The organism is Bacillus sp. BS98, assembly GCF_008432245.1.
GTDB lineage: Bacteria > Bacillota > Bacilli > Bacillales > Bacillaceae_G > Bacillus_A > Bacillus_A toyonensis.
Genome location: NZ_CP043830.1, coordinates 1,844,193 through 1,869,390, shown reverse-complemented (window position 1 = coordinate 1,869,390; position 25,198 = coordinate 1,844,193). Strand labels below are relative to the sequence as shown.

Annotated in this window: 20 protein-coding genes and 2 pseudogenes; 4 read left to right on the top strand and 18 right to left on the bottom strand. The window is 34.1% G+C overall.

All coding sequences use genetic code 11. From position 1 onward, the window contains the following. Nucleotides 1-163: 163 nt before the first annotated feature. The 8 genes and pseudogenes from F0362_RS09765 to F0362_RS31385 form a co-directional block, all read right to left on the bottom strand. On the bottom strand, nt 164-2,725 hold the full coding sequence (locus tag F0362_RS09765; RefSeq protein WP_001214021.1) for a glycosyltransferase: 2,562 nt from the start codon (nt 2,723-2,725) through the stop codon (nt 164-166). Nucleotides 2,726-3,024: 299 nt separating this feature from the next. Beyond that, nucleotides 3,025-4,749, bottom strand: a complete 1,725-nt coding sequence (gene cydC / locus F0362_RS09760; protein WP_000073464.1) for a thiol reductant ABC exporter subunit CydC — start codon at nt 4,747-4,749, stop codon at nt 3,025-3,027. Beyond that, nucleotides 4,746-6,467, bottom strand: coding sequence for a thiol reductant ABC exporter subunit CydD (gene cydD, locus F0362_RS09755; RefSeq protein ID WP_000824052.1), 1,722 nt, complete (start codon nt 6,465-6,467; stop codon nt 4,746-4,748). Before cydD ends, cydC begins: the two co-directional genes overlap by 4 nt. After that, complete coding sequence (cydB, locus tag F0362_RS09750; RefSeq protein WP_000950092.1) at nt 6,467-7,483, bottom strand: cytochrome d ubiquinol oxidase subunit II; 1,017 nt, start codon at nt 7,481-7,483, stop codon at nt 6,467-6,469. Before cydB ends, cydD begins: the two co-directional genes overlap by 1 nt. Next, complete coding sequence (cydA, locus tag F0362_RS09745) at nt 7,470-8,873, bottom strand: cytochrome ubiquinol oxidase subunit I (protein ID WP_000448866.1); 1,404 nt, start codon at nt 8,871-8,873, stop codon at nt 7,470-7,472. Before cydA ends, cydB begins: the two co-directional genes overlap by 14 nt. A 592-nt stretch (nt 8,874-9,465) precedes the next feature. Beyond that, nucleotides 9,466-10,521, bottom strand: a complete 1,056-nt coding sequence (locus tag F0362_RS09740; protein ID WP_000417545.1) for an LLM class flavin-dependent oxidoreductase — start codon at nt 10,519-10,521, stop codon at nt 9,466-9,468. A 118-nt stretch (nt 10,522-10,639) separates the two neighbouring features. Continuing rightward, a complete protein-coding gene (locus F0362_RS09735; RefSeq protein WP_001205523.1) occupies nt 10,640-11,083 on the bottom strand; it encodes a MarR family winged helix-turn-helix transcriptional regulator in 444 nt (147 codons plus the stop codon). Between the two features lie 369 nt (nt 11,084-11,452). Next, nucleotides 11,453-11,524: pseudogene (locus F0362_RS31385) on the bottom strand (DUF4352 domain-containing protein); the annotation flags it as partial. 1 nt (nt 11,525) lies between these two features. Between F0362_RS31385 and F0362_RS09725 the strand changes: the two are divergent. Then, nucleotides 11,526-11,693: pseudogene (locus tag F0362_RS09725) on the top strand (siderophore biosynthesis protein); the annotation flags it as partial. A gap of 88 nt (nt 11,694-11,781) precedes the next feature. Here F0362_RS09725 and F0362_RS09720 read toward each other — a convergent pair. Then, on the bottom strand, nt 11,782-12,330 hold the full coding sequence (locus F0362_RS09720; protein ID WP_000579877.1) for a DUF4865 family protein: 549 nt from the start codon (nt 12,328-12,330) through the stop codon (nt 11,782-11,784). A 120-nt stretch (nt 12,331-12,450) separates the two neighbouring features. Here F0362_RS09720 and F0362_RS09715 point away from each other — a divergent pair, with 120 nt between their 5' ends. After that, on the top strand, nt 12,451-13,239 hold the full coding sequence (locus F0362_RS09715; protein WP_000404971.1) for a LysR family transcriptional regulator: 789 nt from the start codon (nt 12,451-12,453) through the stop codon (nt 13,237-13,239). 91 nt (nt 13,240-13,330) lie between these two features. Here F0362_RS09715 and F0362_RS09710 read toward each other — a convergent pair whose 3' ends face one another. The 7 genes from F0362_RS09710 to F0362_RS09680 all read right to left on the bottom strand — a co-directional run bounded on the left by F0362_RS09710 (nt 13,331) and on the right by F0362_RS09680 (nt 20,723). Then, on the bottom strand, nt 13,331-14,284 hold the full coding sequence (locus tag F0362_RS09710) for a branched-chain amino acid ABC transporter permease (protein WP_002093784.1): 954 nt from the start codon (nt 14,282-14,284) through the stop codon (nt 13,331-13,333). A 49-nt stretch (nt 14,285-14,333) separates the two neighbouring features. Next, nucleotides 14,334-15,194 carry a branched-chain amino acid ABC transporter permease gene (locus F0362_RS09705; protein ID WP_000382809.1) on the bottom strand — a complete coding sequence of 287 codons (861 nt, stop codon included), beginning with the start codon at nt 15,192-15,194 and terminating at the stop codon, nt 14,334-14,336. A 22-nt stretch (nt 15,195-15,216) separates the two neighbouring features. After that, nucleotides 15,217-15,918 carry a branched-chain amino acid ABC transporter ATP-binding protein gene (locus tag F0362_RS09700; protein WP_149889748.1) on the bottom strand — a complete coding sequence of 234 codons (702 nt, stop codon included), beginning with the start codon at nt 15,916-15,918 and terminating at the stop codon, nt 15,217-15,219. Next, a complete protein-coding gene (locus tag F0362_RS09695; RefSeq protein WP_000149304.1) occupies nt 15,896-16,669 on the bottom strand; it encodes an ABC transporter ATP-binding protein in 774 nt (257 codons plus the stop codon). Before F0362_RS09695 ends, F0362_RS09700 begins: the two co-directional genes overlap by 23 nt. A gap of 89 nt (nt 16,670-16,758) precedes the next feature. Further along, on the bottom strand, nt 16,759-17,976 hold the full coding sequence (locus F0362_RS09690; protein WP_000062008.1) for a substrate-binding domain-containing protein: 1,218 nt from the start codon (nt 17,974-17,976) through the stop codon (nt 16,759-16,761). A 282-nt stretch (nt 17,977-18,258) separates the two neighbouring features. Next, nucleotides 18,259-19,176, bottom strand: coding sequence for a CobW family GTP-binding protein (locus tag F0362_RS09685; protein ID WP_001044962.1), 918 nt, complete (start codon nt 19,174-19,176; stop codon nt 18,259-18,261). 110 nt (nt 19,177-19,286) lie between these two features. Then, entirely contained in the window at nt 19,287-20,723 is a 1,437-nt protein-coding gene (locus F0362_RS09680) for a flavin monoamine oxidase family protein (protein ID WP_000528019.1), read from the bottom strand. Between the two features lie 200 nt (nt 20,724-20,923). Between F0362_RS09680 and F0362_RS09675 the strand changes: the two genes are divergently transcribed. After that, a complete protein-coding gene (locus F0362_RS09675; protein ID WP_000715319.1) occupies nt 20,924-21,868 on the top strand; it encodes an L-lactate dehydrogenase in 945 nt (314 codons plus the stop codon). 115 nt (nt 21,869-21,983) lie between these two features. Next, nucleotides 21,984-22,274, top strand: a complete 291-nt coding sequence (locus tag F0362_RS09670; RefSeq protein WP_000342830.1) for a YesK family protein — start codon at nt 21,984-21,986, stop codon at nt 22,272-22,274. A 37-nt stretch (nt 22,275-22,311) separates the two neighbouring features. Here the strand turns inward: F0362_RS09670 and F0362_RS09665 are convergent, their stop codons facing one another. Beyond that, nucleotides 22,312-23,331, bottom strand: a complete 1,020-nt coding sequence (locus F0362_RS09665; protein WP_001006567.1) for an AI-2E family transporter — start codon at nt 23,329-23,331, stop codon at nt 22,312-22,314. A gap of 188 nt (nt 23,332-23,519) precedes the next feature. Then, a complete protein-coding gene (locus F0362_RS09660; protein ID WP_000759436.1) occupies nt 23,520-25,130 on the bottom strand; it encodes an amidase family protein in 1,611 nt (536 codons plus the stop codon). Nucleotides 25,131-25,198: the final 68 nt, after the last annotated feature.

Below are 25,198 nucleotides of genomic sequence, written 5' to 3'. Positions count from 1 at the left end.
AAATTTAAAACCTAAAAATACGATACACGCTGCTCTATAATTAAAATAAGAAGCATTCATTCTTTTTTTAAAGAATGAACGCTTCTTCAAAACGTTGTTTTAAAGGTCCTTCCCCCCTGTAGATGGGGGATATCACTTCCCCTCAATACACATCTCTTGCCTATCATTTTCGGACAATATAGAGCATATCTGTTTCAGATAACCCAAATTTCTTAGCGCTTTTCATTCCTTGTTTTTCAGCTATGTTATACAGTTCCACCTTAAATCCTGCATTCATTAATCGTTGAATAAATCCTGATTGATTATAAATTCTTACATGATCTTCATGACCAAAAGCTAATTTTCTTAATTTCGGTGTTACAATTAATTCATTCTCTATAATAGAATCTACATTCATTACGATTGGCACTTGAATAATTCCCCATCCATTTGGCTTTAATATTCTATATAACTCTCGCATCGCTTTTTCATCATCGAAAACGCGTTCTAATACATGGTTACATAAAATCACATCAAATGTGTTATTTTCATATACAATTCTTGTAACATCTATTTCTTTCATTAACGGATCCTTCGGTTCAATATCTCCACATACATATGTAATGTTTTTATACTGACTAAACCATCCTCTTACCTTTGCTTCCGGTGCAATATGAAGTACAGTATCATTTCCACTTAATAAATCAGTTTCCATTTCAATATAAACACGATATAACCTTTCACGATCCATCGAATCACATACCGGACAAATCCCCGTATCTTTATTCCACATCTCGAATTTATATTTTGGAAAATCGTAATGTGCTGGCCAAGGGGAAAATTTTGCAAATTGTTGATTGCAATATTGACAATAACATACTTCTTTCTCAAATATACGAGTAACTACCTTATTTAGTGCCTTCTCTATCTTTCCATTATCAATTTCATTTACTTGCCCACCTCTTACTGCATCTTTCATTATGAACACCGCATTTTCCAAACAATAAGTCAAGCACTCTTTATAATCTTGCTCATCATTTAAAAATCCACTATTATATGCATCTATTATTAATTCAATCCATTCCTCAATTGTCATGAATATAAACTGCTTTTCCTTTTGATTTCGTCCACTATACTGTCTAAAATAACTAAGAGGTTCCTGTATATAAACGACTCTACCTTTCTTCATCATATCGAGCCATGTTGCAATGTCATGAATAGCAGAATAAGCTTTCCCCTTAAAACAACCAAACTCCCCTCCAAAAAACTTCCGATTAAACAGAACTGTTGTAGGTTCACCAACTACATTTTTCAAGTTTTTTAACATATAATTCCCTAATTCTTTCCCTTCAAAAAGTGTAGTTTCTTTGGCAATTTTCATATTCAATGTTGATGGTGGTAAAACCTCTCCATTCTCATCAATTAGTTCCCGATATGATGTCACAAACGAAATGTTTTCTATTCTAAAAAAACAATTCATCATTCTTTTAATCTTTTCAGGATGAAATAAGTCATCATCTAATAAAAAGTTTATATACTCTCCAGTTGCAAGTTCTATACATTTATTAAAGTTCTCAGCTTCTAATGGGGTTTCACTTTTAACATATGTAATGCATTCATATTCACGTAAATATGGTTGGATCATCGCGTGAACTTCAACGTTCGTACTGTCGTCAGAAATTATTATTTCAATATTTTCATATTTTTGATTCAAAGCACTTTTGAGAGCTAATTCCAAATAATGAGGTTTATTGTAGGCAGGAATAAGTATGCTAACTTTCGGTAAATGAGAGTTATAATTCATATATTGTTTTTTCTTTTCTATATTAATTTTCTTTAGCTTAATTTGTTGATAAAAATCTAATGTATATAATAGTGATGATGGAACTATTCTTCTTGCATAGTCTAGAAAATTAGTTATTGCTTTGTCTAACTCTGTTTCATTAGCTAAAAAACCATATTTTTCTCCAACTATAATACTATGTGAAAAATCTTCTAATCCATCCATAAGTTTATTAGATTCATTTAACTGTTGACCTGGATGTAATCGGAAGTAACTAAGTGTCTCCGCTATATATACTGCTTTTCCTTTACTTAATAAGGATAACCATGAGGCGATATCTACGTTGCATAGATACCTCCTTTTATCAAACATACCATACGGTTCTTTCAAATCATTTTTACGAAATAATACCGTTGTAGGTTCTCCTATATAATTCTTTTGATTTACAATTACCCTATTTGCTAATTCCACCCCATCTACTATTGTGTCATTTTCAAATAGACGTACTGTTGAATAAATATGTCTTAATTCGTTCCCTTCATCATCAATTACTTGGCGATGGGATGTTACGAGCTTAATTTCATGATTTAAATCATTGACATAATATTTCATCATTTTTTCAATTTTATTAACATGAAATATATCATCATCCATTAAAAAATTAATATACTCGCCGTTCGCCTCATTACATAACATAAGTGCATTTTCAAATTGCCCTAGAGTTGAGCTATTTTTTATATAATTAATATTTGAATACTTACACAAATATTTTTGTAATACCTTTTCTGTTTCGTCATTCGTACTATCATCTCCAATAATAATTTCTATGTTAGGATATGTTTGTTCTAACACACTACATAATGCTTTTTCAAAGTAGTGAGGACGATTATAAGTAGGAATTAATACACTCACCAATGGCATTCGATCTATCGCCTCTTTACTTTTTTCAAAATGACCTCTCATCTTATTCCTCCACCTTTTCGCATATTATTTATATACGCGACACAAAATCACATGACTAAAACCGTATGGAACCTTTATACTTTTATGCAAGCGCGTAACAAAATATCCTACTTTTCACTCCTATATATACACATTCAATAATACAGACATTTGATTTACAGCTTTCCATTCATAATGATTACCATCCTAAAGCAGTATTGAGCCAAATAAATCTATACGTTGAAATGAATATATATTTCTTAACAAAAAATAGCTACACCATAAGGTGCAGCTATTTTTACGATAAGTACTTAATCAAATTATATTCCTTTATCTAGCTCATAAAGCATACGATATCTCTCATTTTCTTTAAGTAATTGCTCATGACTTCCTTGCATTACAATTTGACCACGATCAAGGAATATAACTTCATCTACATGTTCAATTCCTACAAGATGATGCGTAATCCAAATGACTGTATTTTCTTCCGTTGCAGAAAACATTGTTTCTATTAAAGATAACTCTGTCTTTGGATCTAACCCGATAGTAGGTTCATCAAGTACAATAATCGGCGCTTCTTGCATAAGCGTTCTAGCAAAAGCAACCCTTTGTCTTTCTCCACCAGAAAATCTCTTCCCCATTTCATGCATTTTTGTTTGTAATCCATCTGGAAGAGAAGCGATATGCAAAGCTAATTGTGCTTTCTCTAAAGCATTCCATATCTCTTCATCATTAGCCTCTGGTTTACCGATTCGCACATTGTTTCCAATTGTCGTATCGAACAAATGCGGTTTTTGATTTAATACGGAAATATATTTGGATAAAAGATTCGTATGGGCTTGTTCACCATTCAATAAAACTTGGCCATGTACCGGACTTAACGCCCCTGTTAACAATTTTAGTAAAGTAGATTTCCCTGTCCCACTTCTACCTAAAATGGCAATTTTCTTTCCTGCTTTTATTTGTAACGATATATCTTTTAATACAGTCTCGTTACTATCTGGATAACTATACGATATATGATTCAGTTCAATATCTACATGTTTTGGTGCACCGTAATCCTTATCTTCATGCAAATCCATTTCATCATGTAAAACACTATCACTTTCTACACGATTCAGACGATGAGCAGATTCTACATAAGATGGGATTCGATCGATGGCATCTGAAATCGGAATAAGCGCATTCGTTACAGATAAAGTCATTAATACGAAGGCCGCGATAACTGTAGGTGCAATCTGTTCACTTGCCGCTTCATTCCCAGTCCATATAATCATTGAAATAACTACAATACCTACTACTAAATGAATGAGACTGTCTCGAATATGATACCAGCGTTTCAATCTCTTCTCTGTTTTTAACAATCGATCATTTTGCTCTACATACTCATTAATAAATTCATCTTTTCGACCACTTGCCTGCCAATCCGATAATCCAAAGACTGCGTCTGTTAGTTGTTGATACAAACGGCTTCTTCCCTGCTTTAAAGTAACATGATGTCGCCTCATCAATAGTAATGATACGAATGGAAGAAGAAAAACGATAATAGCTAACATACAACCAGCAATCAGTGCAAATACGAAGTCAAATGTACCGATAACAAGTACGAAAATGCTATATACAACTAGTGCTAATATACTAGGGAATATTGTACGTAAATATAGGTTTTGTAAATGCTCTATATCTTCGGATAGTACGCCTAACACATCACCCGTTTGAAATCGCGAACGGAAAAATAACGCCTGTGGTTCTACTATTCTGTATAGTTTCGTTCTCATTCGTTCTAATATGCGTAGTACGACATCATGTCCCACTAAACGCTCTATATAATGGAAAACAGCTTGCCCTATACTAAACGCACGTGTTGCAACAATCGGAACATATACAGCCATTACATTTTCTGGTCTAAGAGCAGATTTAGAGATTAAATAACCTGAAATAAAAAGTAACATCGCACCTGAACTAACTCCAAGAAGCCCAAGGAAAATAGTTAAAGTCATTCTACCTTTATTTTGCTGTATATAAGGTTTAATCCAGTTACTCATTTCTCTCCCCTCTCTTCCCTATGAAAATGTAATGTCTCTTTCTTTAACAGTTCTTCATACGTTCCACTTTCTTTAATTTTCCCTTTATTTAAAATAAAAATATGATCCATTTGTTTCATCCAATGCAGACGATGTGTTGCAAGAAATACTAACTTACCTTCAAACAGACGTAACATCGATTGCTTTATTTCAAATTCAGTTTCAATATCAAGATGCGCCGTAGGTTCATCTAATAAAATGATTGGTTTTTTACTTAAAAGTGCACGCGCCATAGCGACACGTTGTTCTTGTCCGCCACTAAGCATACGTCCACCTTCTCCAATTCTTTCATCCATCCCATTTGGAAGGGATGCAATGAGTGAGCTAAGCCCTACATCATGAATAACTTTCTTCATTTCTTCATCCGTTGTATTTGTCTCGTAGAAACAAATATTATCTTTTAATGAAAGTGGGAAAATATATGGTTGCTGTGGAATATAAGCAATATTTTTTTGCCAATCTTCACGAGTAGATCCGTCAATTCCCACACCATTTACTAACACTTTCCCACCGGACGGAGAGAGAAATCCTGCTAACACATCGATTAACGTTGATTTCCCTGCCCCACTTTCACCAATAATGCCTATAGCACCGTTACCTTGCCAAGCAAAGTCAATTCCCTCTAATATAGCCTTTTTAGATTCATCGTTATTTACTTTTACATCTTGTAATTTCAAGCTACTTGAAGAATTCCATACTATATCTACATTTGAATCTTTCTTTTCTATTTCTTTTTGTTGCTGTAGAATTCCCTCTATTTGTTCCATCGCAAGTTGGCCATCTAATGTAGCATGATAATTCGCTCCAACTTGCTTAATCGGTAGAAAATATTCCGGAGCTAAAATTAATATTGTAAGAGCAGGCAATAAAAGAATCGTTCCGTCTATTAAACGAATTCCTAAACCTACTGCCACAAACGCAATTGATAAACTTGTAAAGAAATCTAATGCAAAAGAAGAAAGAAAAGCAACTCGCAAAGTACGCATCGTTGCTTTTCTATATCTTTTACTAACCTTTTCAATCTTTCCTTCGTGCTGTTTACTTTTCCCTAAATACTTTAATGTTTCTAACCCTTTTAACGTATCTACAAAATGATTAGAAAGTACACGATATGTTTCATATTGACTATCAGCCATTTTCTGCGCTGCTAATCCTAAAAGAATCATAAATATGATTACAATAGGAATCGTTACAACTAAAATAATTCCAGACTTAATATCCAGCGTAAAAACATATAGTACAATTAATCCCGGAACGATACTACTTCTAATCATTTTAGGGATTGTCAATTCAATATATGTTTTAAATTTTTCAATCCCTTCAATCGATAAGGTAACCAGATGACCTGTTCCGACAGTTTGAACATATCTTGGTCCTAACGTGAAATATGCCTCTATTAATTGCTTTCTTAGCAACGATCCTGTTTTTTCAGCGAAACGTTCCACTAAAATTTGTGATATTCGAACCAACATGTGGCGCGCTGCAAACATGACCCCAAAATAAACAGTTTCATTCAACACAGATTGCACTGTTTCTCCATTAAATAAAAACGTAATAGCTCTCGCTAAAAACACTGTTTGCGCAATAATACTAAAAGCTTCTAAAATACTAATAATCGTTAACGCTACATATAACATACGGCTACCGGGATAAGACGGAAGTCCTCTTTTTCTTTTCATTAGTACTCCAAATCATTGTCTGACTTAACAGGTTGTCTAAATACATAATAACTCCATATTTGACTTCCGATAACGAAAGGCAAAATAGCAATCGCAAAGTAAGTCATAAGTTTTAATGCATAAGCTCCTGATGCTGCGTTGTAAATTGTCAAATCATTCATTGCTCCTAAAGAGCTAATCATAACACGTGGGAACATACCGATAAATACACTCGCACTTAGTAAAATGATTGTTAAACTCGTCATAAAGAAAGCCCAACCATCTCTTCTTCTTTTATTTAATAAAGTGGACGCTAATAGTGCTACAAAAGCTCCAATTGGTACCATAATCCATTCTGTACCATGGGCAGTGAAAATATCGGTTTTCCATAACCCTATACCAGTAAAAATAAGAAGTGTTATTAATGAAAATGGTGCAATTTTTATTGCAGCAATTCGTGCACGTTCTCTCAATTTACCCGTTGTACGTATTGTAAGGAATTGTAGTCCATGAACAATACATAGCAGAAGGAACATTACTCCTCCAAGTAACGCAAATGGATGAAGTAATTGCAAGAATCCACCTACAACATTTTTACTCTCATCGATAGGTACACCTACCATAAAGTTTGCAATCGCAACTCCCCAAAGGATCGGAGGTAGCATACTTCCAATAAACATACCCCAATCCCATGCACTCTTCCATTTATGATTATCTATTTTCGCCCGGAATTTAAAGGAAACACCTCTTAAAATTAAAGCAAGTAGCATAAATACAAAGGGAACATAAAAACCACTAAATAAAGTTGCATACCAGTGCGGAAATGCCGCAAACATAGCGCCACCAGCACAAACAAGCCATACTTCATTCGCGTGCCAGAACGGTCCTATTGTATTCAAGTAAACTCGTTTTTCAAAATCATTCTTTCCTAAAAACCTTGAAACCATTCCTACACCAAAATCGAAACCTTCCAGTACGAAGAATCCAACAAATAAGATTGCAATAACTAAAAACCACAACTCATTAAGAGATAACATACTCTTCCTCCTTATCAAATGGATCATGGCTTTGATAATCCTTTTTCGTTTTCTTATTCGTATGTCCCTTAATAGTACGAACAAATAAGTACACACAAATTCCACCCATAATTAAATACATTGATGTGAATGAAATAAGTGAGAATAATACTTCACCGAATGTTACATTGGGTGATACAGCATCTTCTGTTTTCATTACACCAAATACTACCCAAGGCTGACGACCCATTTCAGTCATAATCCATCCTACTGTATTACCGATGAACGGAAGAGAAATTGCATACACCATTACTTTTAAATACCACGTTTTTTCAGCTAAACGATCTTTTCTTGATAAGAACCATCCGTAAGCTCCTAGAAGTAACATGAATGTTCCACTCATTACCATTGCTCTAAAACTCCAAAACATCGTATGCACTGGAGGAATATAATCTCCAGGTCCGTATTTTTCTTCATATTGTTTTTGAATTTGATTCATCCCTTCAACTTGACCGCTAAACTTATCATACGACAATAGACTTAGCATATAAGGGATTTGAATTTCAAATGAATTTTCTTTCTTCTCTGTATCAATTTTCGCAAATACTGTAAATGGCGCTGGATCCTCACTCGTATTCCATAGCGCTTCAGCTGCAGCCATTTTCATTGGATGTGTCTTAATTAATTGTTGTGCTTGTGCATGACCGAAGAACAATACAAGCGCTGTTGTAATCGTTCCAACAATGATAGAAATTCGGAACGATTTTTTAAATACTACAGTTTCTTGTCCTTTTGTAATTTTCCATGCACTTACACCCGCAATAAAGAATGCACCTGTTGCAATTGCCGCTGTAATTGTATGCGGGAACTGTACCCATAATTGTGGATTTTGAATAATCGCTAAAAAGTCATTCATTTGCGCTCGGCCATCTGCTGCCATTTCATACCCTACAGGTGACTGCATAAATGCACTTGCAGTTAAAATCCAAAACGCTGATAACATTGTTCCAATTGAAAGGAGCCAAATACATAGTAAGTGAATTCGCTTCGGTAGTTTATCTTCACCGAATACCCATAAACCTAAAAATGTAGACTCAATGAAAAATGCTAGTAATCCTTCAATTGCAAGTGATGGACCAAATACATCACCTACGAAACGTGAATATGTGGACCAGTTCATACCAAACTGAAATTCTTGTAAAATACCTGTTACTACACCTACTGCAAAGTTAATAAGGAATAATTGCGTCCAAAACTTCGCCATCTTCTTATATACTTCTTGTCCTTTTACCACATACAACGTTTGCATTATTGCAATAATAAAAGCTAAACCAATTGACAGCGGAACAAAAAAGTAATGGAAAATCGTTGTTGATGCGAACTGTATTCGTGCCAATTCGAGCGTTTCCATACTAAAATCACTTCCTTCATAGTTTTTATAATTAAAATTAATTGAGCAATCTTAAAAAACTCAATTATTAAGAAATGCGAAAAGACAAAAACATCTTGTATGTATTGTCGAAAAATGCAAAATTTCAGTTTTTCAAACTATTGCAATGCTATTTTTATCTTTTCACTATTTCTGTAGTGTTTTGATTCGTTAATCGAATTGTATAATATACCTGCATAGTAAATTCAGGTTATTTTTGACGTATTATTGACATCATTTTGTCTGAAATATGTCTTTTGTCATTTTTTTGAATCAGATTTTTCTCATTAGCAGAATGTGTTTTTTCAATATACGGCTTACTTTTATATCTATAAAACAATCGTTTTTTCTTCATACACTTGACTTTTACCCGGAAAAATGTCCTCGAAACCACCCTGGATAAATGCTTATTTTTTGTCAAGAGAAAAATGTATTTTCAAAATTCAAACTCGAAATAATGTTATTCAAAAATAGAAAAATTACTTCCCTCTCCCTCGACTAAAAGTTCATTTTTTTGTCATTTTTCCAGAACAAATAAAAAACTGAGAGTCAATTAGACTCTCAGTTTTTTTATTTATTTTGCTGTATGTTTTCTAACGGCTGGTAAAATTTCAGTAGCAATTAATTCAATATTTTTCTCAATTTTATCAAATGGTACACCGCCAAAATCAATTTGTGCCATAAAGCGTTGTTGGCCAAACAATTCATATTGGTAAAGCATTTTCTCAATGATTTGTTGTGGGCTACCAACCATTAAAGCATCACGGTAATCTATTGCATTTGTAAATTGCTGTTTCGGATACCCACCACCGCGCAGTGTAAGCATACCAGCATTAATATGAGGGTAATATTCACTAAGTGCATCTTGTGAATTTTTTGCCGTATAAAATAAACTCGTTGTCGCAACTGGTAAACTAGCTGGATCAAATCCACTTTGCTGAGCAGCCTCGCGGTAAGCATCTACTGACACTTTAAAGTTAATTGCTGGACCACCAAGTGTTGTTATCATCATTGGCACACCTGCACGTCCTGCTTTAATTGCACTAGCTGGCGGTCCACCAACCGCACGCCAAATTGGCAGGTTATTGTTTTTAGCTCTAGGAATAACTGAAGCATGCTCAAGTGGTGCTCTGAACTGCCCATTCCATGTGACATGTTCCTCTTTATTAATTTTTAATAAAAGATCCATCTTCTCTTCAAATAACTCTTCATAATCATTTACATCGTAACCAAGTAAACTATATCCTCCAATACGAGATCCACGACCAGCTACAATTTCAGCACGACCATTAGAAATCAAGTCAATGGTAGCGAAATCCTCATATACTCGAACTGGGTCAGATGTACTTAATATCGTTGCGGAACTTGCAATTTTTATATTTTTCGTAGCTTGCGCGGCCGCACCTAAAATAACTGTATGAGCTTGCGTTGTAAAATGTGTTTGATGACTTTCGCCGACAGCAAACACATCAAGCCCTGCCTCATCTGCTAACTTAGCTGTTTCAATTAGTTCGTGAATTCTTTTCTCTGGCGTAATTTTCTCCCCATTATGTGGATTTAAAACATGATCACCGATTGAATATAATCCAAACTCAATTCCTTTTCTTGTATCTATACGGTATTTTTCCATAGTTACTCTCCCCTTTAATAAAGTAGTATTAGTTTTTTTCTAAAAACGTTGGTAAGTCAAGTGTATCTCCGTATTACCTACGCCATCACTTGATTAGTCAATTGATAGTATAAAAAAATTACTCTTGCGGTAATTCTTTTTTTTCACTATGCTTATGAACTTTCGTCATCAGCTCGTATAATATTTTCTGCTCTTCTTCATTTAATACATCATCAAAAAACGAAGATTGAAATGCAAGTTGCTCTGGCAATGCTCTCTCTAAAGCTGCTTCTCCTTGCTCTGTAAGACTAATTGTTTTTGTTTTCCAATCTTGTTTTCGCACAATATATCCTTCTTTTTCAAGACGAGTTAACATTCGAGAAATACCGCCTTGCGTAACAGTAACCTTTTCAGCTAACTCCATTTGTGTCAACGGCTGATATGTCCGTATTTGCAAAAGGACATCAAATTGGGCTGTCGTTAAATCAAACCGTTTTAAAAATTCATTTGACATTTGATTACTTTGATTCGTAAATCGTATTAAACGTAACCATATTAACGATCCTATCGTATTATCACGCATGTTTTATCACTTCCTAGCGTTTATCTTATTATCACTTTACTACGCAAGTGATGTTAATGCAAGTGATAATTACATTTTTTTATATAACTCAACTTACTTGAACTTAACCAAAGGTATTACTCGTGTAGTATTAGGTCTACTTACCATTCTCTACATCTCCATAAAAAAAGGATTAAGCTCCAACGCCTAATCCTTATCATGCATTTATTTTTGTTTTCCAAAACGGTATGTTTGAAATTCACACCATCTAACCTATTATTTTCTTTTATCGTACCGTAAATTCATTCAAGATTACCGTCTTCATGTAAAACTTGTATAGGTTTGCATAAGAGACCCTTGTTTACACCCATCGGGCTTTTACGGGATAAATTACTTAAGTTCCACTTTTACTTCCTCCTTAGACATAACATCAGGTCTATAAATTAATTGAAGATTTGAATCTTTTGACTATACTAATCTTCTATATGTGCCAAAAGATGAATATGGTCATCCATTTACGTATGTTGGATTTGTTACAGGATATTATTTTCAAGCTTATGGTGCAGATCGTATATACTTATTCTTCAATAAAGAATTAAGAAAAGCAGTAATTTGTTTTGAGTATACATAAGATAACCAAGAAAAATCCATTTTGAACCTTTTTACTTGAATCAAAATGGATTTTTTATAAATAATTAATCTATATTTCAATTCCACATCTACTGTGAAATGTGTAGAACTTCATATATTGTAATATCCTTCATTGCTTCAATTTCAGGCTTTTCTTCATAAAAATCAAAATGACTATATCCCCACTTATCTGGGTTATAGACTATTACATTCCCTATACAATTTTCTGTATTCTGGACATTCTGATTCGAAATATTAAATTGAGCCCCAATCAATGAATCCATTTGAGAAATACTCCCTACATATTCAACAACATATCTACTTTTTTTAAAGTCATTACTTACATTAACAACGAATGGAACACCTATATTTATTTGTTGCCACCCGAACGATTGTAAAATATTATCGTAATACCCTTCAAAGATAAATTTGTTCATCCCTTCATGACCATTCCAAATATATAAAGGTGCATAGCAATTATAGAAATTCCCGTCCTTACCTGCCTCAGTAATTAAATAGGCCTTAAATTTCAACTCTTGAAAACCATCTGTTTTATGACCATTCTTTTTTACCCTTTCTCTAATAATCCTTATATCATAATCCTTTGGCAAAATAACCTTATATTGCATTCCAATCATGTTTATCACTCACTTTCAATCTTATATACATAATGATAAACCGATGGCTAACTAACGTAAAATAGGTATAAATTATGTTTGGTATCATTTATAATGATACCGTATAAGGGGCTGAAATGAATGGAAATAAATGATCTTATCATATTTAAAACTGTAGCGAATGAAGGCTCTATTAGTAAAGCTGCTAAAGAGCTAGGTTATGTACAACCGAATATAACGGAGCGAATAAAAAAATTAGAACAAGAGTTAGAAACACCATTACTACATAGAGATAACAAAGGTGTTTCATTGTTACCTTCTGGTGACATTTTATTAGACTACACGAATAGAATATTAACTCTGTTAGAAGAAGCAAAAAATGAAATTAAAACGAGTGGTTCTTCTTATGTAATTGCGACATCACAATCTATTTTGACAAATTATTTAAGTATGCGCATTAAAGAAAATTTTAGGAGTTACCAACTATACATTGAAAGTAGTAGCCACTTACAAACACTGTTACAGCAACAAAAAGTTGATATGGTCATAACTTATGAGGATTATCCTGACGCAGCGTTTAAAAAAGTATTCACCACTTCAATTTCTGTAGGTTTATTAAAAGCGAAAGAAAAGTGTACCATTGACTATTCAAAAGAACTTTTCTTCGTTAGTAATGACAAGAAGTGCCCTTTTAGAAATAAGACAATACAATTTTTAAAAGAAAACAATCTATCTCAGCGCCAACTTCAACAGTTAGATTCTTATTCGCTTATGGAAGAATTTATCGTTGAGGGAAATGGGATAGCTTTTTTACCGATTAAAAATGATAAGTTAGTAACAATTGAAAATGTTCCAATAGAGAAATTAGCTGTTCATTTTTTTACGAATCGAAACTTTATTAAGCATACCCCTGATGAACTATTTGAGTAATAGAATGACTTTGTTTACAAACTTTTTTCAAAATAAAAACCCCTCTTGAACGTATATAAAAGAGGGGTTTTTTTTATATACAATTGATTTTTCACACGTTCTGCTCCACACCTGCGCTTTTCTCCTTCTTACTCCTTTTAACACTCTTCAACTGCTTAACCGTTCCAACTAATCCTTTCGGAAAAACTAGTAACACGATTATATACAATAACCCTAGAATAATCGTCCATCTTTCAAAAATCGGATACTCCGTCGCTAATTCTGATAAATAATATTTTAGTGATTCAATGATACCAGCTCCTGCAATGGCTCCGATTAACGTTCCAACCCCTCCAATCATTGTCATTAATAATGCATTTAACGTCATTTCAATTGAAAATACAGTGGTATTTACAAAGCGTAATGTGATGACGAATAGACCACCGCTAATCGCTGCAACTATTCCTGCCACTACACTTGCGATAATTTTATAATGAAGAACTTTATAACCAAGTGCTTCAACTCTTTGTTCATTTTGTGAAATTGCCTTTAATACTTTCCCAATTGAAGATTTGGTGAAAAGACGTAGCAAAATGAAAATATTGATTAAACATATAAACGTTACATAATAAAATGTAAAACGATCACGGAATATTTCTGGTACTCCAAATGTAAATCCATCTCCTCCGTGAGTTAGCCCACGCCATTTTTCAGCAAGTACGAAAAACAACTGTGAAATAGCGAGCGTTAACATTGCATAAAAATGACTTTTCAACCGTAAAGAAAGCAAGCCGATTATATAACTAACGATTGCTGAAACGATAATTGCCGCTATTATACCTATGAAAAAGTTTGTTATTGATACACCTTGCCGATCGAATAAAAGTGCTACCCCATATGCTCCTATTCCAAAGAACATACAGTGGCCGAACGATACAATTCCTGTATAACCAAGCAATATATCAAAACTCATTGCAAAAATAGCAAAGATGAAGATTTGAGTGAACAAAATTAACAAGCTCCGTGAATCATTTACGAACGGAAATACACTTAAACAAATGAGCATAAATACTCCGAAGTATACTTTAATTCGATTCGATGTGTTGTTCACCATTTCACCCCTTTTCACCAACAAGTCCAGTTGGCTTCACTATTAAGAAAAACAGTAACATTAACATATTGATTGCAAGTGATAAATCTGGCATGAAATATGCTGTAAAAGCTCCGGCTAATCCGACAATTAAAGAAGCGATAGCTGAACCTTGGACGCTACCTAACCCTCCAATTATTACTACAATGAAAGCTAAAATTGCATATTGCATACCCATTTCGGCGAAAACAACGCCTGAATATGGTGCAAATAAGAATCCACCTAACGCTGCCATTCCTGCTCCTAATAGAAAGACGAACGAAAATATAGCTTTCACGTTAATGCCGAGTGCTTGAACCATCTCCTTATCCATTACACCAGCGCGGATCATAAGACCTATCTTTGTTTTTTTGAGTAGTAATAGTAGAGCAATGTAAATTAGTATCCCAACTAAAATAACGAACAACCGGTATTTTATTAATATAACCCCTCCAAATGTATAGCTACCTTGTAACCATATCGGTAACTTTGCACTAATTGGATTCGGTCCCCAAAATATTTTTATACACTCACTAAGAACGAGCATTCCTCCGAGTGTAACGAGTAGCTGGCGAACATGGTTTCCATACACTGGCCTAATAAGAAATCGTTCTAAAATAAAACCAAGCAACATTCCCATAGCAACCGCTCCAACTAACGCTAACACATAACTACCTGTCATATTAAATAACCAAACGCCTGTAAAAGCTCCCCATGCAAATAAACCACCATGTGCAAAGTTTAAAACGCTCATTAGGCCGAAAATAAGTGAAAGACCTGATGCTAATAAAAAAATAAGCATCCCGGTTGAAACGCCGTTTACAAATAAGTTAATTAACACATCCACGTTCTATCCCCCCGTATCAATGTTAAGAAATACCTAAATATTTATGACATGTTTCTTTATCCTCTCGCAGTTCATTCATAAAACCTTTATGCACAATACGCCCATTATCCATAATGTAAAAATAATCACCGATTTGACTAGCCATCATAAAATTTTGTTCAACAAGTAAAACAGTCGTTTTCTCCTTCATTTTCAAAATTGCTACCATTAATTTTTCTATCATAATTGGTGATAGCCCCTTACTTGGCTCGTCAATAAGCAATAGTCCATCACTATTAATAAACGCTCTTGAAATAGCCAACATTTGTTTTTGTCCCCCGCTTAAAAGCCCACTTTTCTTATTCCAAAACTGCTTTAAATCAGGAAATAGCTCGAGCATCCAATCTATTTTCTCGTGAACTTTTTCTCCTTTTCCACTCGCAAGTGCGAACGTCTCTTCTACTGTTAAATCATGAAAAATCCCTTGATTTTCTGGTACATAGCCTATTCCTTTTCTTGAAATTAAATGTGTAGATAATCCATTGACCTGCGTACTATCATAATAAATCTCACCATTTGCTATCCGATGAAATCCCATAACCGATCGCAACGTTGTTGTTTTTCCCGCCCCGTTTCTTCCAAACAGTACAGTAATCGTCCCTTTCTCAACAGTGAGTGATACCCCTTGTAAAATATGAAACTGATCTAAATACGTCTCTATATTATTCACTTGTAATAGAGCCACTATATAATCCCCCTAAATAAGCACTTTGTACACGCTCATCTTTCATCATTTCTTCTGGTAACCCTTCCGCTAATAACTCGCCATGAAATAAAACGATAAGATGGTCCGACAAACCTAGTACCATATCCATTTTGTGTTCGATGAGTACGATTGTGCTCTCTGGATGTTTTTTAATATTTTCAATCACTTGTAAAATAGCCGGAACTTCCTCAACTGAAATACCCGCAGTTGGCTCATCAAGCAGTAATACATCTGTCTTTAATGCTAATAACATAGCAAGCTCTAACTTTCTTTTTTCCCCGTGAGCTAAATCTTTTGCTAATACCCCCTCTTTCTCATGAAGTAGCACTGTTTTTAAAAGACGTCTCGCCTCTCCAGTTTGCTGCTTTAACTTAGCTACATTCGGGAAAAAACTGTAATAATCTTGAACGAATGATTGAACACTTAAACGTACATTTTCAAGTACCGTTAACTCTGGGAATATATTTGTAAGCTGAAAAGAGCGCCCGATTCCTAATCTTGTTCGGTCTGAAATCGATAATTTTGTAATCTCTTTTCCTTTAAAATACACTTCACCTTTCGTCGGAGAAATTTGTCCACTTAGTAAGTTAAATAACGTTGTCTTGCCGGCACCATTCGGTCCAATAATTGAAATGAGCTTTCCCTTTTGTACCGTTAAATTAACATCTTTAATAACATGATGGTCACCAAAAGATACACAAAGATTTTTCGTCTCTAACAAATGTGTCACGAAATCCCTCCCTTTAAAGCTTTCAGTATGAAAGAAATACGTATAAAGAGGGTATCCCCTCTTTATACAAAAACAACAGAAAATTCAGTCTATTTATTTTGAACTGGTGGTTCTGTCTCTTTCATCGTTAATTCTCGCTCTAACACTGGTACCGGATAATCAACACCATCTTGCTTTTTCAACGTGATAGAATATAGCGTCTGCATCGCTTGGTGGTCTTTCTCTCTAAATTTCATCTTTCCTTTCGGTGTATCAAATTCCATTCCTTCCATTTTCTTAATCAATGTATTTACATCTGTATCACCATTTGTTTTCTTTAATGCTTCCACAATGGAAATTGCCGCTGACATTCCTCCTGCTGTAAATAAATCTGGTACTGCACCATTAAATCTTTTTTTATGTTCTTCAACTAACCAGTCATTCACCTTATTTTTTGGAAGTGCATGATAATAAACAGAAAAACCTTGCATTCCTACTAATGCATCCATCGTTTTTAATGCTGGTATATCCGGTGCACCAGTAGAGACTTTAATACCTTGCGCTTCCACATTCATATCTTTCAACTGTTTCCAAGGTGAATTTGCCCCTGCCCAAACGATAAATAAGTAATCTGGTTTTGAGCTAATGATATTTTGAATATTTGCCGTAAAATCTGTTGAATTCGTGTCAGCGTATTGCTCGTTTACAATGTTTGCTCCTAATTTTTTCGCACCCGCTTTAAATGCCGCAATCCCTTCACGACCAAAAGCGTTATCTGGAGCAAACGTCGCAATCTTTACATCTTTTTTCGCAATTGCTGCTGCTCCTGCAATCGCATCTTGTGAGGAACTTCTTCCAGTTCTAAAAATATATTTATTCCAGTTCTTCCCGGTAATACTATCAGCAACTGCCGGTTCTACAACCATAATTTTTTCATATTCTTCAGCAAGTGGTAAAACCGCTAACGTATCACTTGAACTAGACGATCCGACTAAGAAATCAACTTTCTCTTCTTCTAATAATTTCGTAGCTTTCTTTACCGCTACATCGGCTTTCGTTTCCGTATCTTCTACTACAAACTTAATTTTTTTCCCTTCCACTTTTCCTGTTCCACCAGTTGCATAGTCTAACCCTAATTCAAATCCGTTCACTGTTTGCTTTCCATACGATTCTAATGGACCTGTTAATGATGCAAGAACCCCTACCTTAATCGTTTTTTCATCCTCTGTACTTGTTTTCTTTCCTGAACAAGCTGCCGTTATTAATAACGAACCTAAAACACAACCAGTAAACATCGTTTTTAGCCACTTACGTTTTTTCATCGACATTGTGATCCTCCCCATACTTTACTTTCTGATAGAATCAAACACGCCAAATTCCCCTGCCCGTAATCATGACTTTTAAACTATAAGATAGATAATGGAAAACTCTTGTAGTATCCTCTACATTCGGCACAAATCTATAATCACCTTCCTATTAAATGGAAATGAACATACAATCAATATATATTCCGTTATCCAATTGAAAATACTGTTTCATTACAGTATTCATCACGAAAAAAGCTGCAATAATTAACTTAAGTTAATTATTGCAGCCTACATAAAAAGCACTTAATTATTTTCTACCTTTTCTAACCCTTCAACCAATTGTTTCTTATCTAGCCCTTCCCCGATTACTACCAAGTTTGTCGGGAAACCAAAATCTTGCTCTAGTAAAGTTGGTACGCCAAACGAATATTGGAATAGATGAGGGTATTTATCTCCATGGAATTTCACAAAACCTTTCACTCGATAAATACTATCTGGTAAATTCGAAAGCCATTCATATAATTTGTCTTGATCAATCGATTTCGTAAATTGATACGTCATCGTTTGTATATGTAAATGCTGTTTAACATGAAGTGTCTCGTGTTCCCCAGCACTCACAAATTCAGCTTCTTCTATATCATCTAAAGATATATTACAATATTTTGTTTCAAACAATTTCGCATGATTATTTATTGCTTTCACTTCTTCAAGTACTTTGTTCTTATCTTCTTCTGTTAGTAAATCTGATTTATTAATAAGAAGGTGACTACTAAATTTCATTTGCTCATGCAGTAACTGTTGCACATTTGCACTTAATATACTTCGATTTAACCATCTTACTGCATCTAAAACGACTACAATTGATTTCACTTCTAAGAAAGGTGCTAAAATTGGTGATACACATGCATCTAACACTTCAATTGGATGTGCGACGCCTGTTGTTTCTATGTAAATTACATCTGGTCTTTCTTGCTGATATAATGAATGCAATTGTATTTCAAGTTCTTCCTTTAACGTACAACAAATACATCCTTTTAGTAATTCTCTTAACACATTCTCTTTACCAATAATATCTGTATCTACTGAGTATTCACCAATTTCATTCATTAAAACAGCAACTTTTCTATTCTTCTTCTTCTCCGCTACTAATAAATTTTGTAATAATGTTGATTTTCCACTACCTAAAAAACCACCTAATATATGAATTTCCACTTTATTCATTTGATCAACCATCCATTTCTTTATTTCAAACGTATTCAAAGCGTAATAATTACGATTTATATTTATCATTTTATTAAAAGAATAACAATTTGTAAATATATCTACTATCTTCACTTTTCATTTACTTCATGAGCAACTCTAATTCCAGACTCAATCGCTCCCTGCATCCACCCATGTGTCAACGTTGTATGTTCTCCTGCAAAGTGTACGTTTCCAGCCGGCGACGCAATATAAGGAAATAATTCTAACTCTTGGCCTGGTTCAAAAGCTGTAAATGCTCCGCAAGAATACGTATTCTTACTCCAGCTAAAAGATTCCCCTGTTATAAACTCACTATAGACTACATTCCCATATATTTGCGCTAAATTTTTCAATGCGTAACGAATACGCTCTCTATGCGGGAGACTATCCCATGTTAAAGCCTCATCCGCCCACGTATAACTTGCTATAACGATAGCTGCCCCTGGTGACTGAATGCCATAGCTCGGATAATATGTAAAACGTATCGGTAAATCCGTAATAGATTTCCCACCATACTGCCCGACTCTTTCCCAAAATCTACTTTTGAACTCTATCGCAATTTTAGTTGCAGCAATATAATTTAATTCACGAATTGCTCGTCTTTTAAAATAAGTGAATAAATGAAATGGCTGAACTTCTACAAATCGTAACGCCGAAAACGGAATTGTGATAATAGCAATATCACTTGTTATTGTAAATGGATCTAACGTTTGTTCATGTTTTACTTGCAGCATCACTTTATTATCTTCTTGTATTATTTTTTCTACTTTATAGGACATAAAAATATTATCCTTTAGCTGTGGTAAAAATGCATTTGGTAATGCATCCATCCCGCCCGTTATCTCGTAATATTTCGCCGTTGAAGTAAAAAAAATCATTTCCCGTAATACTTCAATTAAAGACATTCCCATATATGCTTCCATATCAAGAAGTACACCAATCATATCTATTGCTCCATCCGAATAATACTCCATTAAAAATAAACCAAGCGAATACGTTTTATACTTTTTTTCAACGATAAACCAGTTTTTATTAGGATCCTTCTTAATATAATTTAGTATTGGTTCTAATACTTCAAGCATTAGCTCTTCTGCCGTTTTTCCTCTTTCTTTATCCAAAACCGGATATTCAAGTATACTTGGATCATTTTCAAACACATTCAATCTCGTTTGAATATGATTCGTATAAATGATATCTGCAAAAGTTTTATTTATAAAAAGGTTTAACGGTAGTTTAAATTTACGAATATACGCTAAAGTTAACTCATGCGTATCAGGAATTCTCATCGGTCCTGCATTAAAGTATAAACCCGCACTAAACGGTTCACGAATCGTATACACCCTGCCACCTATTCTGTTATTTGCTTCTATAATCGTTACTTCATGTCCAGCCTCTTTCAATAAAGAACCTGCAACTAATCCAGAAATCCCTGCACCGGCAACTGTAATTTGTTTGGGGTTATTCGTTTTGGCAAGCCCTTCATGAACAATTTGAAGCATTTGTTCCATCGATAATGGATTCCCCATACCATTTCCCCTTTTAAAAAGGATTTTACTGAATTATATTCAGTTAACTGAATTCCTATGTTTTGTTCGCAAATTTGAACGGATACATTTTCAAATACTTGAATATCTTTTATAAAATGTAATAAACTAGATATGAATTTATAGAAGTAGGACGTATTATCTTACATAATAAAATCAATGAAATTGCGAGGAATTGTGAAATGAAAAAAGGTATTAACCGTGTTGTATTAGTAGGAACAGGTGCAGTTGGATGTAGCTATGCTTACTGCATGATTAACCAAGCTGTAGCTGAAGAATTTGTTTTAGTTGATGTAAATGAAGCAAAAGCCGAAGGAGAAGCAATGGATTTAAGTCACGCTGTTCCATTTGCACCAGCTCCAACTAGAGTATGGAAAGGTAGCTACGAAGATTGTAAAGATGCTGATCTTGTAGTCATTACAGCTGGATTACCACAAAAGCCAGGTGAAACACGTTTAGATTTAGTTGAGAAAAACGCTAAAATCTTTAAACAAATCGTTCGCAGTATTATGGATAGCGGATTTGATGGCATCTTCTTAATCGCAACAAACCCTGTAGATATTTTAACGTACGTTACTTGGAAAGAATCTGGTTTACCAAAAGAACGAGTAATCGGTTCTGGTACAACGCTTGACTCTGCTCGTTTCCGCTATATGTTAGGTGAGTACTTCGACATTGGTCCACACAACATTCATGCTTATATTATCGGAGAACATGGCGATACAGAACTTCCAGTATGGAGTCACGTATCAGTTGGTATTCAAAAACTACAAACGCTTCTTGATAAAGACAACACATACACACAAGAAGATTTAGACAAAATTTTCATAAATGTTCGTGATGCAGCCTACCATATTATTGAGCGCAAAGGTGCAACTTATTATGGTATTGGTATGTCACTTCTACGTGTTACAAAAGCTATTTTAAACGACGAAAATAGCGTATTAACAGTTTCAGCATACTTAGAAGGTCAATACGGTCAAAAAGATGTTTATATCGGCGTACCTGCTGTTTTAAATCGTGGCGGTGTTCGTGAAATTTTAGAAGTAGAATTAAGTGAAGACGAAGAATTAAAATTCGATCACTCTGTTCAAGTGTTGAAAGAAACAATGGCTCCCGTTCTTTAATCGTATATTTCATTCAAAAAAGCAATCCAATTCATATTGGATTGCTTTTTTATATTTTTATTGTTCACCCTCAATCTAAACCGTAATATTATCCATAATAGAAAGGAGTGATTTTATGGATGATTCTTGGACAATTGTCATCCTCTTACTAGCTGTAGCGTCATTAATACTTTTTCTCTTTTTAATCATCAGAACGCTATTTCCAACTAAAAAATATGATAAGAATCTCGGGTTGATCCTTATTATTTTAAGCTTATTAGCAATACCGATAAGTATGTTCCTTATAGGAGGATGGGCAGGTATGGGGATTGGCATAATCGCGGTCCTTATTTTTGCTGCTGTTATTATAGCTTTAATTGCAAATAAATTTATAAAACTACCTCCTCCAAAAAAAAATAAGAAATAACCGATGTTTTCAAAAAAGACAACATCGGTTATTTCTATCACTTATTGCTTTTAATCAATTTATCATTATTTACGTCAAGTACATCTAATAAAAAGATAAAGATCGGTATCCCGATAATAAGCCCCCATATTCCGAGGAAGTGCTCTGAAAAGATGAGAATCATAAATGTATAAAAGACAGGCAAATTCGTTTTTGCAGACATAAATTTTGGATTTAAAAAATAACTTTCAAGAGCGTGAATCACTGTAATGAACACTAGTATGTACAAAACGTACATAACCCCACCTACGTTATAGGCAATGATACAAAGTGGAAACAGTGAAATGATTACGCCGGCAACAGGAATCAACCCTAATAAGAAAATCATAACAGCTAATACGAGAAGCTGTGGAAATCCTAAAACGATTAATGCAATGACAGTCAGGATACAATTTACAACTGCAATTAAAAATTGTGCTTCAATTACTTTACCGAACGACCTTGCAAACCTTTCACCAAAATATGCAATCTCCTCATAAAAAATCTTTAGTTTACTCTCTTTAAACTTAGAAGTAAATGTAATAATACGCTCTTTTTCTAATAAGAAAAATAAGCTTAATATTAGAGACAATAATATTTGTAAACTCACCTTTCCTATATTCGCTATCGATTGATAGATGACATCTACACCTTGTTCTATATATTTTGATACTTCCATTCCATTAATTGTCGAAAGTGCATATTTAATGATCTCATTATCCGGTGGATTTTGAAAAAACAGTTTAAATTGATAAATCAATTGTGAAATTTGTATCGTTAGCACAGGCAAATATTTATACAATGTCGTGCCGATAAAGGAAACTAATATTATATACAAACATGCGATAACAATTTTTCGATTCACTTTCAATTTCTTTGAAATAAAACGTTGAAACCGATCCATTAAAAATGTCAGTATAAACGTAATTAATATTAAATTGATCATACTTTTTAATCCATATAATACAAACGCTAATATTATTAAAACGATAAACCGTTGAAACCCTCTACTTCGAAAAAAATTTTTCACTTCATTCATTAAGATTTAACCTCCCCCTTCTATGGATGTAAATTTGATATATTACAAAACGAACGTATTCATTGTAATACTATTACATTTTATGAACTTCTATAGACAATCTTTCTTACTAATTTGGAAGAATCCTTTTTTTCTTTTTTAATGTCTGATTTTTTATCTAATCCTTTCCTAAAAACTATTTTTAAATTCTATATTTTAGGAGAACGTCTATTTTTAGACTGTTGTTCATACGCATATCCAATATTGAAAAGTTCTTTTTCACCAAACTGCCTCCCGACAAATACAACACCTACTGGCTCTCCATTTTTATCATAGCCTGCTGGTACCGCTAATTCAGGATAACCAGCTACAGCTGATAAAAGAACTTCATCGTTATTAATCATGACTAAAGCGTCCAATCCTTTTTCTACTAAATATCTATCTAGCTCTTTCCTTGCATTTTCTTGACCCGTTTGAACTACTTTTTCAAATTCATCTTTCGTTATAGCAGATTTTTCAGAGCCCTCAATTAATGTTTGTCCATATTTCATTCTTCTTTTACTATCTTTTTTATTAAACGCTATAATCTCTTCTAACGATTTTACAGGCACATTTTTTTGCTTCGAAAGATAGTCGTTAACATTATGTTTGAACTCATATTCTAATGTTTGCAGATTATCTACACCCTCGCTACTTAACTGAATATCATCAGTCAATATCGCACCGGCATCTTGAATGTCTTTTCTAATCTTTTCTGCTACTGCTTTTCTATTTTCATCTTGTTGATCTACAGAAAAAAGAATCCCTATCTTTTTTCCTTTTAATCCATCTATTGATAAATCATTCGTATAATCTATTCTATCTCTATCTTTCATTTTTTCTGTCATAGCATCTTTTTCATCATAACCTACCATTGTATTAAATAACGTTGCCGCGTCTTTTACCGTTCTTGCCATTGGCCCTGCAGTATCAAGTGCTTCAGCTAATGGGATAATGCCAGCTCTGCTAACCATACCTAACGATGGACGTAACCCAACTACAGATTGTTGCGTCGCTGGTGCGACAATAGATCCCGTCGTTTCTGTCCCAATTGCAAGCGGTGCAAAATCTGCCGCAACCACTGTAGCAGACCCCGAACTGGATCCTGATGTATCAAATGTAATTGGACCGTACGGATTTAAATTTTGCCCTTTCTTCCCGCTATATCCACTTGGCATTGTAAAAGATAAATAATTCGCCCATTCAGACATATTTGCTTTACCTAAAACAAATGCCCCCTCTTCTTTCAACTTCTTCACAATCGTGGCATCTTCATCTGCAACCCAATCTTTTAATACAAAAGTGCCTGCGCTTGTCGGCATCACTTTTGCAGTTTGTACATTATCTTTTACGATGACAGGAATGCCGTATAAGTTCGATTTTTTATTTAACGACCTCTCTTTATCTAACTTTCGTGCTTGCTCTATTGCATTTGGATTAATCTCTGTAACAGCATTTAATGATATTCCATTTTGGTCATGTTCTTGTATTCTAAAGAGATAAATACTCGTTAATTCTTCATATGATAATTTTCCATCATCGACCATATTTTGAAGTTCATCCACAGTTGCATTTACAACTGCTTTTTCTTTTATCTTTACATTATCTATGTTGATCCCTTTAAGCTGGTTATGTATCGGCTTTAACACTCTGTCTTTATCATATACAATACGCTCTGGTTCCTTTGGAAAATAATTTTTATACACGTAATATCCACCGGCACATACCAATAGGACAATACCTCCGGCGATAGACAACGTTATCTTTACCCACTTTTTCATGTTGCTTCCTCCACTCTTACAGTTGCTCAATTATATAAAAAAGAGAGTTACCTTTTACTTAACTCTCT

Bases quoted from the DNA above. Each gene is read 5' to 3' on its own strand.
- F0362_RS09735 (WP_001205523.1), bottom strand. From the start codon at position 11,083: ATGCGTGATAATACGATAGGATCGTTAATATGGTTACGTTTAATACGA.
- F0362_RS09715 (WP_000404971.1), top strand. From the start codon at position 12,451: ATGGAAATAAATGATCTTATCATATTTAAAACTGTAGCGAATGAAGGC.
- cydC (WP_000073464.1), bottom strand. From the start codon at position 4,749: ATGAGTAACTGGATTAAACCTTATATACAGCAAAATAAAGGTAGAATG.
- F0362_RS09675 (WP_000715319.1), top strand. From the start codon at position 20,924: ATGAAAAAAGGTATTAACCGTGTTGTATTAGTAGGAACAGGTGCAGTT.
- F0362_RS09665 (WP_001006567.1), bottom strand. From the start codon at position 23,331: ATGAATGAAGTGAAAAATTTTTTTCGAAGTAGAGGGTTTCAACGGTTT.
- cydA (WP_000448866.1), bottom strand. From the start codon at position 8,873: ATGGAAACGCTCGAATTGGCACGAATACAGTTCGCATCAACAACGATT.
- F0362_RS09670 (WP_000342830.1), top strand. From the start codon at position 21,984: ATGGATGATTCTTGGACAATTGTCATCCTCTTACTAGCTGTAGCGTCA.
- cydD (WP_000824052.1), bottom strand. From the start codon at position 6,467: ATGAAAAGAAAAAGAGGACTTCCGTCTTATCCCGGTAGCCGTATGTTA.
- F0362_RS09710 (WP_002093784.1), bottom strand. From the start codon at position 14,284: ATGCTCATTTGTTTAAGTGTATTTCCGTTCGTAAATGATTCACGGAGC.
- F0362_RS09720 (WP_000579877.1), bottom strand. From the start codon at position 12,330: ATGATTGGAATGCAATATAAGGTTATTTTGCCAAAGGATTATGATATA.
- F0362_RS09660 (WP_000759436.1), bottom strand. From the start codon at position 25,130: ATGAAAAAGTGGGTAAAGATAACGTTGTCTATCGCCGGAGGTATTGTC.
- F0362_RS09680 (WP_000528019.1), bottom strand. From the start codon at position 20,723: ATGGGGAATCCATTATCGATGGAACAAATGCTTCAAATTGTTCATGAA.
- cydB (WP_000950092.1), bottom strand. From the start codon at position 7,483: ATGTTATCTCTTAATGAGTTGTGGTTTTTAGTTATTGCAATCTTATTT.
- F0362_RS09740 (WP_000417545.1), bottom strand. From the start codon at position 10,521: ATGGAAAAATACCGTATAGATACAAGAAAAGGAATTGAGTTTGGATTA.
- F0362_RS09690 (WP_000062008.1), bottom strand. From the start codon at position 17,976: ATGTCGATGAAAAAACGTAAGTGGCTAAAAACGATGTTTACTGGTTGT.
- F0362_RS09685 (WP_001044962.1), bottom strand. From the start codon at position 19,176: ATGAATAAAGTGGAAATTCATATATTAGGTGGTTTTTTAGGTAGTGGA.
- F0362_RS09765 (WP_001214021.1), bottom strand. From the start codon at position 2,725: ATGAGAGGTCATTTTGAAAAAAGTAAAGAGGCGATAGATCGAATGCCA.